19 protein-coding genes and 1 tRNA gene are annotated in these 15,809 nt (G+C 45.7%); 8 read left to right on the forward strand and 12 right to left on the reverse strand.

Features of this window, described 5'->3' with window-relative positions:
- Positions 1-78: 78 nt before the first annotated feature.
- The 4 genes from AKL11_RS23735 to AKL11_RS23750 form a co-directional block, all read right to left on the reverse strand.
- Positions 79-387 (reverse strand): hypothetical protein, encoded by a 309-nt coding sequence (locus AKL11_RS23735; RefSeq protein WP_067522742.1) that lies wholly within the window; start codon positions 385-387, stop codon positions 79-81.
- A gap of 48 nt (positions 388-435) precedes the next feature.
- Entirely contained in the window at positions 436-1,677 is a 1,242-nt protein-coding gene (gene arsJ / locus AKL11_RS23740; RefSeq protein ID WP_067522744.1) for an organoarsenical effux MFS transporter ArsJ, read from the reverse strand.
- Between the two features lie 64 nt (positions 1,678-1,741).
- Positions 1,742-2,752 (reverse strand): ArsJ-associated glyceraldehyde-3-phosphate dehydrogenase, encoded by a 1,011-nt coding sequence (locus AKL11_RS23745; RefSeq protein ID WP_216636603.1) that lies wholly within the window; start codon positions 2,750-2,752, stop codon positions 1,742-1,744.
- A 21-nt stretch (positions 2,753-2,773) separates the two neighbouring features.
- Positions 2,774-3,106, reverse strand: coding sequence for a metalloregulator ArsR/SmtB family transcription factor (locus AKL11_RS23750; protein WP_067522746.1), 333 nt, complete (start codon positions 3,104-3,106; stop codon positions 2,774-2,776).
- A gap of 427 nt (positions 3,107-3,533) precedes the next feature.
- Here AKL11_RS23750 and AKL11_RS23755 point away from each other — a divergent pair, with 427 nt between their 5' ends.
- Positions 3,534-3,824 (forward strand): hypothetical protein, encoded by a 291-nt coding sequence (locus tag AKL11_RS23755; protein WP_216636842.1) that lies wholly within the window; start codon positions 3,534-3,536, stop codon positions 3,822-3,824.
- A 264-nt stretch (positions 3,825-4,088) separates the two neighbouring features.
- Positions 4,089-5,105, forward strand: coding sequence for a tRNA dihydrouridine(20/20a) synthase DusA (dusA, locus tag AKL11_RS23760; protein WP_067522750.1), 1,017 nt, complete (start codon positions 4,089-4,091; stop codon positions 5,103-5,105).
- 32 nt (positions 5,106-5,137) lie between these two features.
- Here dusA and AKL11_RS23765 read toward each other — a convergent pair whose 3' ends face one another.
- The 3 genes from AKL11_RS23765 to AKL11_RS23775 form a co-directional block, all read right to left on the reverse strand.
- On the reverse strand, positions 5,138-5,647 hold the full coding sequence (locus tag AKL11_RS23765) for an STAS domain-containing protein (RefSeq protein ID WP_067522753.1): 510 nt from the start codon (positions 5,645-5,647) through the stop codon (positions 5,138-5,140).
- Positions 5,648-5,649: 2 nt separating this feature from the next.
- Complete coding sequence (locus AKL11_RS23770) at positions 5,650-6,822, reverse strand: SpoIIE family protein phosphatase (RefSeq protein WP_067522756.1); 1,173 nt, start codon at positions 6,820-6,822, stop codon at positions 5,650-5,652.
- Positions 6,823-7,101: 279 nt separating this feature from the next.
- Positions 7,102-7,803 (reverse strand): MlaA family lipoprotein, encoded by a 702-nt coding sequence (locus tag AKL11_RS23775; RefSeq protein ID WP_067522758.1) that lies wholly within the window; start codon positions 7,801-7,803, stop codon positions 7,102-7,104.
- Positions 7,804-8,192: 389 nt separating this feature from the next.
- Between AKL11_RS23775 and AKL11_RS23780 the strand changes: the two genes are divergently transcribed.
- Complete coding sequence (locus AKL11_RS23780) at positions 8,193-8,405, forward strand: flagellar biosynthesis anti-sigma factor FlgM (protein ID WP_067522761.1); 213 nt, start codon at positions 8,193-8,195, stop codon at positions 8,403-8,405.
- 112 nt (positions 8,406-8,517) lie between these two features.
- Positions 8,518-8,594 (forward strand) — tRNA-Arg (locus AKL11_RS23785).
- A gap of 251 nt (positions 8,595-8,845) precedes the next feature.
- On the opposite strand, the gene AKL11_RS23790 is transcribed toward AKL11_RS23785, so the two are convergent.
- On the reverse strand, positions 8,846-9,358 hold the full coding sequence (locus tag AKL11_RS23790) for a hypothetical protein (protein ID WP_067522763.1): 513 nt from the start codon (positions 9,356-9,358) through the stop codon (positions 8,846-8,848).
- Between the two features lie 163 nt (positions 9,359-9,521).
- Here AKL11_RS23790 and AKL11_RS23795 point away from each other — a divergent pair, with 163 nt between their 5' ends.
- Positions 9,522-9,743, forward strand: a complete 222-nt coding sequence (locus AKL11_RS23795) for a helix-turn-helix domain-containing protein (protein WP_067522765.1) — start codon at positions 9,522-9,524, stop codon at positions 9,741-9,743.
- 509 nt (positions 9,744-10,252) lie between these two features.
- Here the strand turns inward: AKL11_RS23795 and AKL11_RS23800 are convergent.
- From AKL11_RS23800 to AKL11_RS23815, 4 genes are all read right to left on the reverse strand, one after another.
- Positions 10,253-10,687: an AAA family ATPase gene (locus AKL11_RS23800; protein WP_067522767.1), complete on the reverse strand. Its 435-nt coding sequence runs from the start codon at positions 10,685-10,687 to the stop codon at positions 10,253-10,255.
- A gap of 87 nt (positions 10,688-10,774) precedes the next feature.
- Complete coding sequence (locus AKL11_RS23805; RefSeq protein ID WP_067522769.1) at positions 10,775-11,221, reverse strand: hypothetical protein; 447 nt, start codon at positions 11,219-11,221, stop codon at positions 10,775-10,777.
- A gap of 96 nt (positions 11,222-11,317) precedes the next feature.
- Positions 11,318-11,785 carry a hypothetical protein gene (locus AKL11_RS23810; RefSeq protein ID WP_067522772.1) on the reverse strand — a complete coding sequence of 156 codons (468 nt, stop codon included), beginning with the start codon at positions 11,783-11,785 and terminating at the stop codon, positions 11,318-11,320.
- 10 nt (positions 11,786-11,795) lie between these two features.
- Positions 11,796-12,554 (reverse strand): DeoR family transcriptional regulator, encoded by a 759-nt coding sequence (locus AKL11_RS23815; RefSeq protein WP_067522774.1) that lies wholly within the window; start codon positions 12,552-12,554, stop codon positions 11,796-11,798.
- 279 nt (positions 12,555-12,833) lie between these two features.
- Between AKL11_RS23815 and rbsK the strand changes: the two genes are divergently transcribed.
- From rbsK to AKL11_RS23830, 3 genes are all read left to right on the forward strand, one after another.
- Positions 12,834-13,754, forward strand: coding sequence for a ribokinase (gene rbsK, locus AKL11_RS23820; RefSeq protein ID WP_067522777.1), 921 nt, complete (start codon positions 12,834-12,836; stop codon positions 13,752-13,754).
- An 83-nt stretch (positions 13,755-13,837) separates the two neighbouring features.
- The gene (gene fucP, locus AKL11_RS23825) at positions 13,838-15,175 is read left to right on the forward strand and encodes an L-fucose:H+ symporter permease (RefSeq protein WP_245673577.1); all 1,338 of its coding nucleotides are present in this window, start codon (positions 13,838-13,840) and stop codon (positions 15,173-15,175) included.
- A gap of 53 nt (positions 15,176-15,228) precedes the next feature.
- A partial coding sequence (locus AKL11_RS23830) for an aldose epimerase family protein (protein WP_216636843.1) occupies positions 15,229-15,809 on the forward strand: 581 nt, incomplete at its 3' end.

Here is a 15,809-nt window from a genome sequence, read left to right on the forward strand (position 1 = left end):
TCATTAGTCAGCGTGACTTCGTTCGTCCTGAATAAATGGCGGTTTGAATTACCAATTAATTTGAGCATTAATAAGCTGTCAGCGGGAATTGCTGACAATACTTACCATTCTTTTTATGGTCCACCCTTGAGTTTCGGCAGCAGGCTTGTCTGTAACCTGCTTTTGAGTACCAACTTGGTCATTGGTTTTTTGGGTTTCAGGTGTTGTCTGAGGGCGTTGTACGTTTATGGATGACGAGTTCATACGGGTGTAATTAAAAGTGTTCAACAGTCTGTAATTTTGTGAATTTTCTATTTTTGATACCGAGTATTCATGCGGGGTAACAGCTGATGAAATTTGAATTTTCACCACATCGGGAACACTTTTAATTACACCCAGTTCATACAACGCTCTCCCCAAGCAGATGACTCGTTATCAGACCTCAGAGTTACGAATTTAGTTCCTTCCTTGTTCCTGTTCGGAGGTTGGTAGGCCGATGGATATTAATGCAGCCAAAGCAATAAAACTGGCAGAAACCCAAAGGCACAAGACCAACCCTGAAAGACCAAAGAGCCAGCCAGAGAGCACCGTCCCTAATAATCGACCCATGGCATTGGCCATGTAATAAAAGCCAACATCCAGTGACACGCCATCTTCCCGGGCATAGGCAACGATGAGGTAGGAGTGCAGGGAAGAGTTGATTGCAAACAGTGCGCCAAACAGTAGCAGTCCGGCAATGATGACCAGTTGTGGCGAATGGCCAGCCTGCAAGCAATAAGCGACCATTGCCGTTAATACTGCAAGGCCAGCAGCCCAGAACATCGCTGCACGACCATCGCTGTGTTTTCTGGTGATTTTAGGCGCAAGACCTTGCACAAAACCATAGCCAATGACCCATAGGGCCAGAAAACCACCGACTTCAGAACTGCTCCAGCCAAAGGTGCTGCCCAGATAGATCGGCAGTGCAATGACGAACCAAACATCTCTCGCACCAAACAGAAACAGCCTGGCGGCGGAAAGAATATTAATGGGTCTGCTTTTTGAAAACAGCTCTGAGAATTTGGCTTTCTGTTTTGCTTTGCCCAAATCATGATCCAGCATCTTTAAGCTCAGCAGCAGCACAGCCAGTAATACTGATCCCATAATTACCATGGCATAACGAAAGCCAATCAGGTTCAATAACAGACCACCGACAAAAAAACCAAGGCCTTTTAATGCATTTTTCGAGCCGGTCAGGACTGCAATCCACTGGTACAGTTTGCCGGCGTTCTTACTTGAATCATCGCCCTTGACCAGCATTTTAATGGAGCTCTTCGCGCTCATTTTGTTCAAGTCTTTGGCAATGCCTGACATTGCTTGTGCTGCCATCACCCAGGGAACAGAAAGCAGGGTAGACGGCACAGTCAGCATACACAGTGCGACAATCTGCAAGCCCAAACCTATATTCATGGTTCGGTTTAACCCGAGCCGAGCGCCAAGCCAGCCACCGGTAAGATTAGTGATAACGCCGAACAGTTCATAAAATAAAAACAGGGCTGCGACTTCCAATGGCGAATAGCCAAGGCTATGAAAGTGCAATACCACCAACATACGCAGTGCGCCATCAGTGATGGTGAAATTCCAGTAATTAAATGTGATCAGCAGATATTGTCGTATGGAGCGATCAAGAGCTGAAAAACGCTGATAAATATCTTTCATGGATCCAGTGTTTCTGATGCTGAAGAAAGTCTGCCGTGAGTTCACGGCAGACTTTCTTGAAGGTTTACAGGCTTTGACCAACCTTTAAAGCCAGTTCTGCTGTACGGCAGGCGTATCCCATTTCATTGTCGTACCAGGCGTAGATTTTCACCATACGACGATCAACCACCATGGTTGATAACGCATCAACGATGGAAGAGCGGGTATCGCCACGGTAATCGATGGAGACCAGCGGACGGTCTTCATAACCCAGAATGCCTTTAAGCTCAGTCTCTGCGGCTTCTTTTAGTAGCGCGTTCACTTCTTCTGCGGTTGTATCTCGAGCCACATCGAAGACCATGTCGGTCAGTGATGCATTCGCCAGAGGAACCCGAATCGCATGGCCGTTTAATCGCCCGGTTAATTCAGGAAATATCTGGGTAATCGCTTTTGCAGAGCCAGTGGTGGTTGGAATCAGGCTCATGCCGCAAGCTCTGGCTCGACGCAGGTCTTTATGGGGGGCGTCGAGAATGGTCTGAGTGTTGGTAATGTCATGAACCGTGGTCATGGAGCCTCGCTCAATGCCCAGCTTTTCCAGAATAACTTTCACGACAGGTGCTAGACAGTTGGTCGTACAGGAGGCGGCAGTCACGATAGTATGTTTGTTGGCATCGTAGAGATGGTCATTAACACCAACAACGACATTAAGAACAGAGTCGTCTTTAACCGGTGCTGAAACCACCACGCGCTTGACGCCCTGAGCAAGATATTGGTCAAGATGCTCTCTGGATTTGTGAACACCGGTGCATTCGATTACCAGATCGCACTCGGACCAGTCAACGGCTGAAATGGCTTTTTCCTGACTGCAGCGAATGGTTTTGCCATCCACCTGAATGGCCTCTTGTGTTGACGAGATGGCGTGCGCCCAGCGCCCCTGAACAGAGTCAAACTCGAGCAGGTGGGCCAGTGTTGGCGCATTACCGGCAACGTCATTTATCTGAATGATGTCTAATTCTGGCCAATCAAAAGAAGCACGCATGACGAGGCGGCCAATACGTCCAAAACCGTTGATGCCGACTTTCATTTTGGTTTGCATGGTTAGATGTTCCTGAGGAGATTAATCAGAGTGATTGGGTATGGATAAAAGACGCTGGATGTCTGCTTCGTAATTATCTTGAAGGCAATTAGATTTGGCTAAGCCCTCGATGACTTTTCGTGACCAGCCGGGAATATTATCTGCAATAGCATAATAGACTGACTGCCCCTGTCGTTCATCTTTGAAAACGCCAAGGTTTCTCAGCTGTGCCAGGTGTCGGGAAATCTTGGGCTGTGATTCTTCCAGAGCTGCAGTGAGCTCACTCACCCGCAAGGGGCCATGACGGGCAATCAACAAAAGGCATCGCAATCGGGTTTCATCACTCAGTAGCTTAAAAAACTGATGTGGAAGCATAGAGTTTAGATATATGACTATATGGATATCCGCATATTAATATTATTTTCGCTGAAGTCAATATGTTGTTTATCCAGTAACCAATGCATTGAAGTGAGTACCTTTCTCCTGGTGAGACAGTTCACAGTTTGAAGGTTTCCTGTCTAGCGGTTCACATCAAACGCGTTGCCTGTTTGTCTGAATTTTCCGCAAGGGTTACTGTAAAGAGGCAGGTAGCACAGCATTGTAAAGCAACCCTCGGTTTGCTTTAGACCAAGATCAGGGACAGTAATAATGAATAATCGACGTATATATGACGCTAATAAGAAAATACAATTTTCGTCGCGGATGTATTAAAGCAGCAACAATTGTCCTGACTCTTCTTTCTTGTTCAACCGCCTCCGCAGAGCGCTCTGGGAATCTGGAACCTTTGTTACATTGGCAACTCTTGGGAAGCTTTGTTTATTCTGAAATTGTGATTGGCGACGTTGCTCTTCACCGAACTGACAAAGACGGCAGCTTTAAAATCCCTGTTGCGATGTTAACCAAAACGACTAACGATCAGGCTATGGCTTCTGATCTTTCCAGAATGCCAATGTTGGACCCCCAGTTGGAAATGGATAAAGACAGTAACGTGTTGCTGGATCTTCTTTTGGAAAAGCCATCCCAGGGGCCGCTCTACGATTTCATCTTAGGAGAAGATCAGTTAGAAGTGGCCGTGACGGTACCATTTAATTAGCCGCATTGAAAAATACTCTTCTTGAGACAGTGCTGGGTAACACCAGCCACCATTTGCAGTATGACCTATCTTACAGTTGATAAATAAGCCCCCCCCCCCTGTGTAGATCGTTTATGGTGTGGACCACTGGCCTGTGGTTAGCGCATATATCCTGACTTTGCTTTTCCATGGAGGATTGTCATACTGAGCCGCTATTTTTTAGTGGTAACTTGCATGCTTTGTGAATTTACTGGGCATGTTGATGTGTTTTTTGGTTAAGGGTATATGACGCAACCAGCTGAAATGAAAGATAAAAATGGATCTCCTCTGGATCGCCGGTTCTCTGTGGCACCCATGATGGATTGGACCGATCGACATTGCCGTTACTTTCATCGTCTTTTGTCTGAGCACGCTCTACTGTACACCGAGATGGTGACGTCCGGTGCACTTGTGCACGGCGATAAAGACCGATTTTTAAAACACAATGCTTTCGAGTACCCTCTTGCGCTTCAGTTAGGCGGCCATGATGCAAAAGATCTGGCGTGGTGCGCTGTGCTGGCTGAAAAATATGGCTACCAGGAAGTGAATTTAAACGTCGGTTGCCCCAGTGATCGTGTGCAGAACGGTCGAATAGGTGCCTGTTTGATGGCCGAGCCGCAAACCGTTGCTGATGCGGTTCGGGCAATGCAGGATAAAGTGTCTATTCCCGTCACAGTGAAACACCGCATTGGTATTGATGGCCGCGAGTCGTGGCAGGAGCTGGTGGATTTTGTTGGCACCGTCGCCGACGCTGGCTGCGATACCTTTATTGTGCATGCAAGAATTGCCATTCTGGAAGGTTTGTCACCCAAAGAAAATCGGGACATTCCACCGCTAAAACCAGATTGGGTTTATCAGCTGAAACAGCAATTCCCACACCTGAATATCTCTATCAATGGCGGTATTAAATCCTTCGAAGAGATTGCTGGTCATCTGTCCCACGTGGATGGCGTTATGCTGGGGCGTGAAGCTTACCAAAATCCGTATCTTATAGCAGAAGTGGATCAGCGGGTGTATGGCGATCAGAAACCAATCATTTCTCGCCTTGAAGTGATTGAAAGAATGGTGCCTTATATTGAAGCAGAGCTGGTATCTGGCGCTTGGTTAAGCCATATCACCCGTCATATGCTCGGGTTGTATCAAGGCATTCCGGGCGGTCGTCGTTTCCGCCGGCATATCAGTGAAAATGCCCATAAGGCAGGTGCAGGTATTGAAGTGCTGATGGATGCAGCTCAGATGGTAGAAGGTTTTAGTAAAGAGTGAGCTTGAAAGGGATACGGGCAAACTGATGGATTTCAGCAGGTGCCCGTTGCCTCGTGCTGGTGGCAGTGTTCCAGCTGCTTCACCAGATCGCTGAATGCTTTTCGATTATTCTCATTCAGGCTCATCAGTACTCGATGAGCATCCAGAACTCTTGCGCGGGTGGATTCTTCTGAGCAATCATCACAGGTGATGTCATGGTAATCGCTGGTTTGTTGGCTGCTGTCTTCCACGATGATAAAAATACGTTCGAACCCCATGCTCATTAATATGCGCGTGATGTCGTGGCGAGGGGAGAGTAAAACCGGGCGGAGCTGTACTTTCTTCCATGCCATAATGGACAGCTTGGCCAGAAGGCCCAAAGATGTGCTGTCGATGGTTTCGGTCTCAGAGAGATCGATCACAACGGAGCGAAAACCGGTGGTATTCAGCATGGCCTGAAGAAAGTTCTCCAGACTGGAGCACAAGGTCAGGCGCATCTCTCCGGTTAACTTGAGTACGTATGTGCCATCGCTTTCGGCGAACTCTATTTTTCCAAGTGTCATAATCAGCTTCGAGTCAGTACCAGCATTGAAATATCATCAGGAGCTTCCTGATCTTCACCAAGCCCAAGGCTTTCGGTGAGTGCCGCTACCGTACCACTGCCTTCTTTGATAACCGCTAATAAGTAATCTTCCTTTTCCTGCAGGCTTTTGCGGGGAATAACCTCAAGAATGCCGTCGGATAGAATAGTTAAGCTGAACCGGGTGGGCAAGTCTATTGTGATGTCTTCATACTCTGCCTCTTCAAATAGCCCCACTGGCAGGCCTTTACCTTCCAGAAAACGAACGCTGTCGTTTTCTGAAATCACCGGTAACGGAAAGTGGCCACCAAAGGAGTAGGTCAGTGTCTGGGAGCGGGTATTGATAATGCCGCCAAAGACAGTCACGTGTTTGCCAAGCCCGGTTTTCAGTAGGTTCGTGTTCAGATAACTCAGCACATGGGAAGGTTTTACCCGGGATTTACGGCCATTGGCTTCGTAGTCTTCCAAAAGGCTCATGGACATGTGTTTTAACAGCACGGTCACAAACGCTGAAGAGGCACCGTGGCCGGAAACATCGGCCAGATAAAAGGCAAAACTGTGATCATTCAGCGCAAAGTAGTCGACAAAATCACCACTCAAATAGAGCGAGGGGATAACGTTGTGGTCGATTCTGAAGTTCTCAAACACCAGTGGCTCTGAGGGCAACATATTCATTTGCACCTGTCGCCCGGCTTTTTGATCTTCCTGCAAAAGAGTGAGGCTGCTTTTTAAGGAGTTGATGGCTTCGTCCAGACTGTCTCGATAACGCTTGTTCTCCATTAACAGCTGCGCTTTTTCCAGGGCACGGTTGATGGCGTATTCCAGAACTTCCAGATCGGCAATGGGCTTGGTCAGAAAATCGCTGGCGCCCAGGTGGAGAGCTCTGACCACATCATCCATTACCCCGACGCCGGAGACCACAATGAATGGAAAACTGATGGACTCGCTGCGAACCTTGCTTAACATGGTGAGGCCGTCCATCACCGGCATACTCAAATCACAAAGAATCAGATCGGGGTTGTTTTCCCGGAAGACTTGAAGACCCTGTTCGCCATTCTCTGCTTCCAGCGTTCTAAAGCCGGTGCTTTGCAGGTAAGCAGCAATGCTTTCGCGTACGACGGTGTCATCATCGATAACCAATACACAATGGTCAGTCATCAAGCCACCCTACTGTTGGGTTGAAATTACGGGGTTGGCGGGAATAGATGGGAAGGGCGGATGGCATTATGGCTGAGCATAAAACAACATCGCACTCACCAGATCCTTGATTGGATCTGATGGGGAACCATCGACTGCTACAACCTGCCTCATTCATCGGGCAAAACCACACTGACTTCTTTAGATAAAAAAATACTCCCATCATTGCTTAGCTGCAAGGGGGAGTATTAGCAAGATTTGAGATAGACCCATATTCTTGAGTAGATGTGATTCTATCGGTTAGAAATCATCTTCTGGTTGTTCGCCGGTGATCATGAATTCACGTCGTTGCAAATAGGTGTCGCGAATAAATGTATAGCGATCGCCTACGATCAGATCTTCAGCATCCAAAAGCTTTGCACGAGTGTTTATAAGATCGGTCGCACTCAGTGCGTAACGCTCACTGTCCGGGTGATGGTAGGTGACCGGGTTGGATAATGAGTCCGGAACCAGCCCAAAGCCCGAGCGAGTGGTTTTGGGGCCAAATAGTGGCAGCATCAAATAAGGACCGGAAGGAACCCCCCAGTGGGCGAAGGTCAGCCCAAAGTCGCTGTATCGTTTATCGATGCCCATTGGCGTTGCAACGTCCAGTAGGCCGAAAATACCAATGGTGGAGTTAATGATGAGGCGGCCCGTAGATGCCAGAGTGTCGCCACCTTTCAGCTGAAGACCATTACTGGCGATATTGCGAATCTCACCCAGGTTGCTGAAAAAATTTGTCACAACAGTTTGCACGGGTTGTGGTGCAATATAGTCATAGGTTTTGGCAACGGGCTTCAGAGCGTAGGTGTCCAACGTATCGTTAAACTTGAACACCTTTCGGTTCCAGCCTTCAAATGGGTCATCGTATGAAACCGGTTGTGCGGCAAAGGCAGCACCTGACAGTAAGATCAGTGAAGTGGCAGCCAATGATCGAGCCAGGTTAATAGAAGACAGAAGCAATGTTAGAGCCCTCGTTCCTTGATCGTTTCAGAGAGTTCTTAAGGCCTAAGCTGACCTGACCCAACGGGAAGATAGAACTCATTAAAGGGGAATTAGATACAACAGATGATTCAGTAAACGGTAAACATTATAACGACTCTCCAGTAAAAATTAAGTGAAAACTTCCAACTCAATCACACTTTTGAGCGCGGTTTTGGTGCGGCTTTTGCGGGTTATAAAACCATAAATTACCTAAGGGTTTGAAAACATTGAAAACCGTCTGACTGGTACGAAAATTGATACTTAATTTGTTGCCGATATCCGGTAGACAGGCGACAGCGGTGGTGACAGTATGTCCTACTCGCTCAGCAATAAAATAATTATAAAACCTCAACGTTCAAGGAGTGGACATGGATAAAGGTCATCGTGAGTCAAGTGGGAATTTTGAAGGCTCCGAGCAGAAAATCTCTTTCGTTATCAATACCGGTGACGACCGAATCAGACAATTAAGGCAGGCCTATCTCGATGGTCGTTTAATGGTAGACAGTGAACGATTAGCCGACAAAATGATCGCGTTTGAACGCCAGCTTGAAATTGTATTTCCAGATAAAGACGAAACATAAGTCCCTAAATATCAACGATATTTCTCCCGCGCCAAGGCTTGAACATCCAGAGTTAATCGAGTACGCTTTGATGCGTCCGAACCTGATGTTACGCCTTGGTATTCGGGCAAGAGCTCCCATGGCACAGCTGGATAGCGCGTCCCCCTCCTAAGGGGAAGGTCGGAGGTTCGAATCCTCCTGGGAGCGCCAGTAAAATCAATGAGTTAGCGAGTTTCTCTCCCTCTTCTAATTAATTCGGTTCAGTTTCTGTTCAGTTTTGAATCGGTATTATCACAGCTCTTCCGATACTCTGATATATCACTACGGAATATTCACCTGCCTGAATCTCTTTTGTTTCATTTTGAACGCATAGCCTCAAATGATCAGTGCTCGATTACTACCCTGAAAATTGAGGCTAATGCTACTGCTGTACAAAACTAAGGTGTAGAGTTGCGATCCAATTACGTCAGCGAAACCCTTCTTTCATTTTTAAGTCTGAGCCACTCATGATGAGGGTGCTTCAAACGCCACTGAGGGATCTGGTTTGCTTTTGCTGGCAGCTCGAAAGTCTGGTTTGCCGACAACCGATGCTCTGCAATACGTGCAAGATAAGCATCATCGATATTATTCTGACCACCGTGTGTTTTGAGTATTTGCTCAATCTTAACGATCAGGTCATCCAGGTGTTCATCAAAGTCGTGAGTTGATACGCCAATGACTCTGGCGGACATCCGATTCCCAAGAGGAATCATGACCGGCAGCATGGGTTCTTCCGGCAGTTCGTAGAAGGCATTTGGAGGAATCAGGCCGGGAGTTAAGTCGTTGAGATAGCGATAAAATTCATTTGAAAAGCACTGATAGGAAAACAGTATATGCCATAAAAGACGCCGGGAAATTACACACTCGGCGAGTATTTCACGAGCGAACAATTGAGCAATAAGGTCGAGATTTTCTTCAAGTGTTGTAAGTTGCATAATAATTCCCTTTATTATGTTTCTGCTTTACTTAGTATTAAATAGCGTTATTAATACCGTTATTAGTAAATATAGTATCGTTTCCAATAATTTCAAATTCTAACTAGAATTATTTTGTGTTTTCTGATAATTCTTTAATAAGCAGGCACTTAGGGAGAGGAAAATGATCAGAATTCTGGTGAAGCAGATGTTGGATGATAAAAACTTTAAGGAAGGTAAGCGGACAACGCTCGCAGAGTTGTGTGAAGTGACAGGTATCAGTAAGACGACCATGAACAAAATCGTGAATGAGCCTGGCTACAATGTCGGTTTGAATTCAATAGACGAACTTTGTCGTTATTTTTCCTGTCAACCGGGTGAATTGCTCAAGTTTATAGAGGAGTAAGGTGCATAAACCCTGTGCTGGTGACCATCAAGTTCCGAGCTGAAAAATGCTGCAAGAGTATAGGCAAGTCTGAGAATTCATCTATTATTCGAATGGAGAGGACGTTAACTTGCATTTTGAAAACGAGAAAGGGAACTCTGGGGATATTCTCTTCTAATCACTATTTCACCAGAAACCAAGTGATCTTGTTCCTGCTATGTGGTCTACGGCTCAGGGCAAGACATTTGTCGGCTAACATTTAATGAATCATTGATTTATTGGTGTGGTTCGAGTTCTCAGGATCAGTATCAGTGCCTTCAATTAATACAGGTCGGACCGCTGAATAAACGTAGCTAATATATTCCATCTGAACACTCTCGTGATAGTCACTGCAGCATTTGGGGAATAGGGGGATGAAGCGCACCTTTTGGCGTCGATACTCGTCCATATACCTATCCAGAATGCGAAAGTCGTGGCTGACTCTCAGACTCCCACAAAAGTCACATGTGACCTCCAACTCGAAGGAAAGGTCAACCTCGACATGCCTGATGTTGCTGTCTTTCATTCAATGCCACCGTTTTCTCTGAGCTTAGCGGTTGGTATATTTTTTTCTGGTGCTTCACTTTTTCCTCTGGAACACCATGAACGTTTGGGAAATCGCCGATACATCGGCGTATATTTACCTTGTAGCCATGGTCTAATGCCAAGTCAAAATAGCGGCGAATATGTCGTTTTTGAATAAATGTATTGCAAACAACAACATCCTGTTGTGTTTTCATAGCCGCTTCGACGTTATTGAAACACCACTGGTGAGCCTCATTTATTTCTTCAACGTTATAATTATAAGTACCCTTATCGTCCATAAAATACTGATCGGCTTCAAAATGAAACTCCAGACCAAGCGACCTTGCATAGGTGCTTTTTCCTGATCCGGAATGCCCACGGATAATCCATAATGTGTTCATCAACGCTCACTGTTAATATCCTTTTTTTAACAATTACATGAACAGTAATGTGTTTCAACCGCATTATTATCTATAGGGCGAACAGGGCTATTGTTCCTCTAAAAAGTTCAATCCCTCATTGTCATTCGGGAAAAAGCGCAACGGCACCATGCTTAATCCAACCCCCGGTAAATCAAATACGCCATAAATTCCGGTTGAAAAATACCAGCCCATGGATCCGCCAGAATAGTCGCCCACACGCAGCAGGTAGCTGCTTTTGCATTTGCTTTTGATGTGAGGAGCCAGACGATTGCAGGTTTTGGTATTGACTGCTTTGAGGAGGTAATAGGCGGTTGATACGCTGACACCATTTTTATCGGTGATTTTTACACTGACCCCATGGTCCGATAATTCCTTCTCAAACTCTCCGGAAGCGCAGGTCTTAAGACTGTTCACCAGAGTGATCTTTCTACAATCACCGTTGTTGCACCACTCTGTAGTGATGGGCTGGAAATTACGAATTTCGCTACCGATGTAGTCACCAGGTGATGCCATAAAACGTGTAATGTCTTTTATATGGAACCGGTTAGCATACTCCTCGAAATTATCGCCGGAGATCCAGGGGTATGAGAAACAGGCTGGAGGTAATACTTAATGATTAACCGACCAGCCAGATGGTGTTGTGATCGTCTCCTTGGAGGCACTATTGATCGCTCTGATTTTCCATTCGCCGTTTCTTTTGTTGAACCATATATTGCCATTGCCAAGCAGAAAGCCGCGCCATCCCACTGGGGAACAGTTCGGCTCATTGGAGAGAATGGACTCTACCCATTGTTTAGGAAACACTTCATCAAATGGCTTGCTCAGGGCATAGCTTCGTCGGGGTCCGTTCTCAAGTTCACCGTCAACATATTGGTAAAGGCCGCGGGTATCTTTATTGGCGACCAGTAACTGCAATATCTTGCCAACGTTGTAGGCTTCTTGAGGGGAGTAATAATTATCCCAGACTTTTGCATACCTTGTGTCTTCTGCGGTGCAGCTGTCKGCGGTCGTGTATTGCGAACACATGATGGCCATGATGGARAGAAATAGCGATAAGTAGGGCTTGAAACGATTCATTGGATAAGGTTCAAATTTCGAGAGTATGTATGTGCTTTTTTAACGTTTCGGCGAGCTTATTGTCTGCTATGTGATTAGTTACCAATATATCGAAGTCATCAATCTCTGCAATGTAGGCCGTTGCAGCGTGCCCTAGTTTGCTGCTGTCGCATACAAGCACTTTCTGTTGGGCACTTTTAAGTGCCTTTCTTTTATCTGAAACTTCGCTGATGTTATGGCAGGTTACTCCATGTTCAATATCGATGCCGGCGGTTGAAATAAAGGCGAGATCAGGTCTGAAATCGTCCAGAATAGAGCTGCCAGCTGAATTGAATAGCAAGTTATCAGAGTTGAACTCTCCGCCTGTCATATAAATTTTGCAGTTTTTTTTGTGACAAAGTCTCAGGACGATGTTGAGCGCATTGCAGATAACCGTAACCGAAATATCATCAGGTATCAGGTGTGCGATTTCCTCGGTTGTACTTCCGCAGTCAAGAAAAAGAGTTTGACCATCACTAACCATAGTGACGCAATACTCTGCCAATGATTGTTTAACTTCCTTATTGTGTGTGCCGGCTTCTGTAACAAGGTAGCTTTTACCTTGATGTCGAGCCGGGTCAGCAACAATATAACCTCCGACCAGCATAGGGTCACCAGCATCACGCTGGCGCAGATCTCTTCTAACGGTCATTTCTGAGACGTTCAATAATTTTGCAGCATCTTGAACGTGGAGCTTTTCGAGCCTTGATAGCTCTAGGTCTAAGCGATCAATTCTTTTCCGGACTTTCATGGCTTACAACACGTGTTTGGAAATCAATCTATACGACAAGGTATGTTTTTAATGGATGTTACTATACTAACATTTTTTATGTTCATCCATGTTTGTTAGATAATGAATGGGGCGTTTTATCTATCCTGTTTAAAAGCTGAACAACGCCTAATGACAAGAGCTACCAAATAAAAACATTATTTTGACGTAAATCAAAATTCCCCAAAGCAAAAAGCCATAATATCGCGCCAACAAATTAACAYTGAAATGTTGTTATTATAACATTGTTGGAGATGGCTAATGATTGCTGTAATCGGTTCGAACATGGTCGATTTGATCACCTACACCGACATCATGCCCAAAGCAGGTGAGACGCTGGAAGCGGGTCGTTTTGCCATGGGCTGTGGCGGTAAGGGGGCTAATCAGGCAGTTGCCGCTGCCAAGCTGGGAGCGAAAGTCATTATGGTCAGCAAGGTTGGTGATGATGCCTTTGCTGATAATACCATTGCGAATTTTCAGTCAKTTGGTATTGATACTCAGCATGTCCGCAAAGAATCCGGTTTTTCCAGCGGTGTTGCTCCAATCTTTGTCGATTCCAACTCTCAGAACCGTATTCTGATTATTAAAGGTGCTAATAGCTGTCTGAGTCCGAAAGATATTGATGACGCTGCGGAAGATCTAAAAAAATGTGGTCTGATCGTTCTTCAGCTGGAAGTGCCGTTGGAAACGGTTTACTACGCTATCGATTTTGGTAATCAGAACAATATCCCGGTACTTCTTAATCCAGCCCCAGCAAGTAAGGAACTGGATATAGACTACGCCTGTCGCTGTGATTTCTTCGTGCCCAATGAAACAGAGCTTGAGATTCTGACCGGTCTTCCTGTGAAGACTGAGGAAGAGATCGTGCTGGCTGCAGAGAGCCTTCTGAACAAGGGCTTGAAAAACATCATTGTCACCATGGGATCCCGTGGTGTTCTCTGGATGAGTGAAAATCAAAAAGAGCTGATTGGTGCTTATACAGTGGATGCGGTAGATACATCGGGTGCTGGTGATGCATTCATTGGTTGCTTTGCCGCTCATTACGTCCAATGTGGCGATGTATCTTCTTCACTGCATGAAGCCAATGCGTACGCAGCTTGCAGTGTTACTGCTTGTGGGACACAGTCGTCGTACCCAGATGCTGCCCGTTTTACAGAAATGCGTAAGCAATTCGATCAATAACAATCTACTGACTAATACTGGTCATTTTGTMATAGAAAATGACCAGTCCTCTCTACGGTTTTAATTTATCTGAGGATATAACCGTGCGAAAAATAAACTGGATCCAACAGTCAAATGGCTATCTGGACAAAACACCTATTTTTCAGTTTATTCTGCTGTCATGCCTTTTTCCTTTATGGGGCGCTGCGGCAGCATTGAATGAGATTTTGATTACTCAATTTAAAAGTGTTTTTGAACTCACCAACTTTGCCAGTGCGTTGGTGCAAAGTGCTTTTTATGGTGGCTATTTCCTGATAGCGATTCCTGCGTCATTGGTTATCAGAAAAACCACTTATAAAACAGCCATTCTTATTGGTCTTGGTTTATACATCGCTGGTTGTATGTTGTTTTTCCCTGCATCCAGTAATGCGACTTATACCATGTTCCTGTTTGCGCTGTTTGCTATTGCAACTGGTTTAAGTTTCCTTGAAACGGCTGCTAACACGTATTCCTCGATGATCGGTCATGAGAAGCATGCAAACCTGCGATTGAATATCAGCCAGACCTTCTACCCTATTGGTGCAATTTCAGGAATTTTGCTGGGCAAGTATCTGATTTTCCAGGAAGGTGCTTCCATGGAAACGATTCTGGCCGGTATGACCGCTGATCAGGCTCATATTTTTAGACTTGAAGCACTGCAGAACACCCTTGAGCCGTATCGCTATATGATTATGGTTCTGCTGCTGGTGTTTGGTTTGTTTGCTATCACTCGCTTCCCAGCCTGTAAGATTCAGTCTGATAGTAAGGTGGCTGAGAAAGCGCCAAGCCTGATTGATACACTTCGTTATTTATCCGGTAACAGTCGTTTCAAGCGTGGCATCATCGCACAGTTCCTTTATGTGGGTATGCAAGTTGCTGTATGGTCTTTCACCATTCGTCTGGCCCTGGATCTGTCTGATATCAATGAGCGAACAGCTTCAAACTTCATGATCTACAGCTTTATCTGCTTCTTTGTTGGTAAGTTTGTTGCCAACTTCCTGATGACCCGTTTCAGTGCCGCTAAAGTTCTGATTGCATACTCTGTGATTGGTAGTTTGGTATTGGCATATGTCTGCCTGGTGCCAAACATTACTGCTGTTTACGCTGCAGTTGCTGTATCCATCCTGTTTGGACCTTGCTGGGCCACCATTTACGCTGAAACACTGGCGACAGTAGAGAACAAATACACCGAGGTGTCTGGTGCCGTACTGGTTATGTCCATTGTGGGTGCTGCAGTGATTCCTGCGATTCAGGGGCTGGTTGCCGATATGATTGGCTCCTTGCAGCTCTCCTTCTTCGTCTCCATGCTCTGCTTTGTTTATGTCGGTTACTACTTCCTGAGAGAACTGAAAACTGGCAAGCAAGATACTCCAGTGGCTTTCACTCAACAAGCGACCGCCTAATCACCTTTAAGCAGCAGGTTTTATCACCTGCTGCTGACTATGAGCAACTAAAGATGTCTGGACAAATTTTCCTAAACAAAGATCACTTCAGCACTGAAAGCAAATGCTTATTTAAGAACGATGCATTTCGTGTTGAGACTTTTCGATACAACAGCGGTGTGGAAGCCATCACGATTATCAGTCCCGAAGGAAAGGTTACAGTACTGCCTTATATGGGACAGATGATCTGGGATGCAGAGTTTCGTGGTGTGAACATGAAAATGGAAAACATGTTTAAAGAGCCGAAACAAACAGATCAGATCGTTGGTACGTATGGTTGTTTTGCTTACCACTCTGGTTTGATTCGAAACGGCTGTCCGTCACCCGCCGACGATCATCCTCTTCACGGTGAAATGCCTTGCGCCAAAATGGACAAAGCYTGGCTTACAGTATCTGACGACGAAGTAACCATACATGGCGACTATGAATATGTCATGGGCTTTGGTGATCACTATCTGGCATCTCCATCGGTTACTATGCGTAGCGGTCGTCCTGAAATGGATATCGTTATGTCAGTAACTAATCTCGCCAGCGTTGATATGCCGCTGCAATACATGTGTCATACCAACTACGCTTACGTCCCTGGGGCTGAGTT

The organism is Endozoicomonas ascidiicola, assembly GCF_001646945.1.
Taxonomy (GTDB): Bacteria; Pseudomonadota; Gammaproteobacteria; order Pseudomonadales; family Endozoicomonadaceae; genus Endozoicomonas; species Endozoicomonas ascidiicola.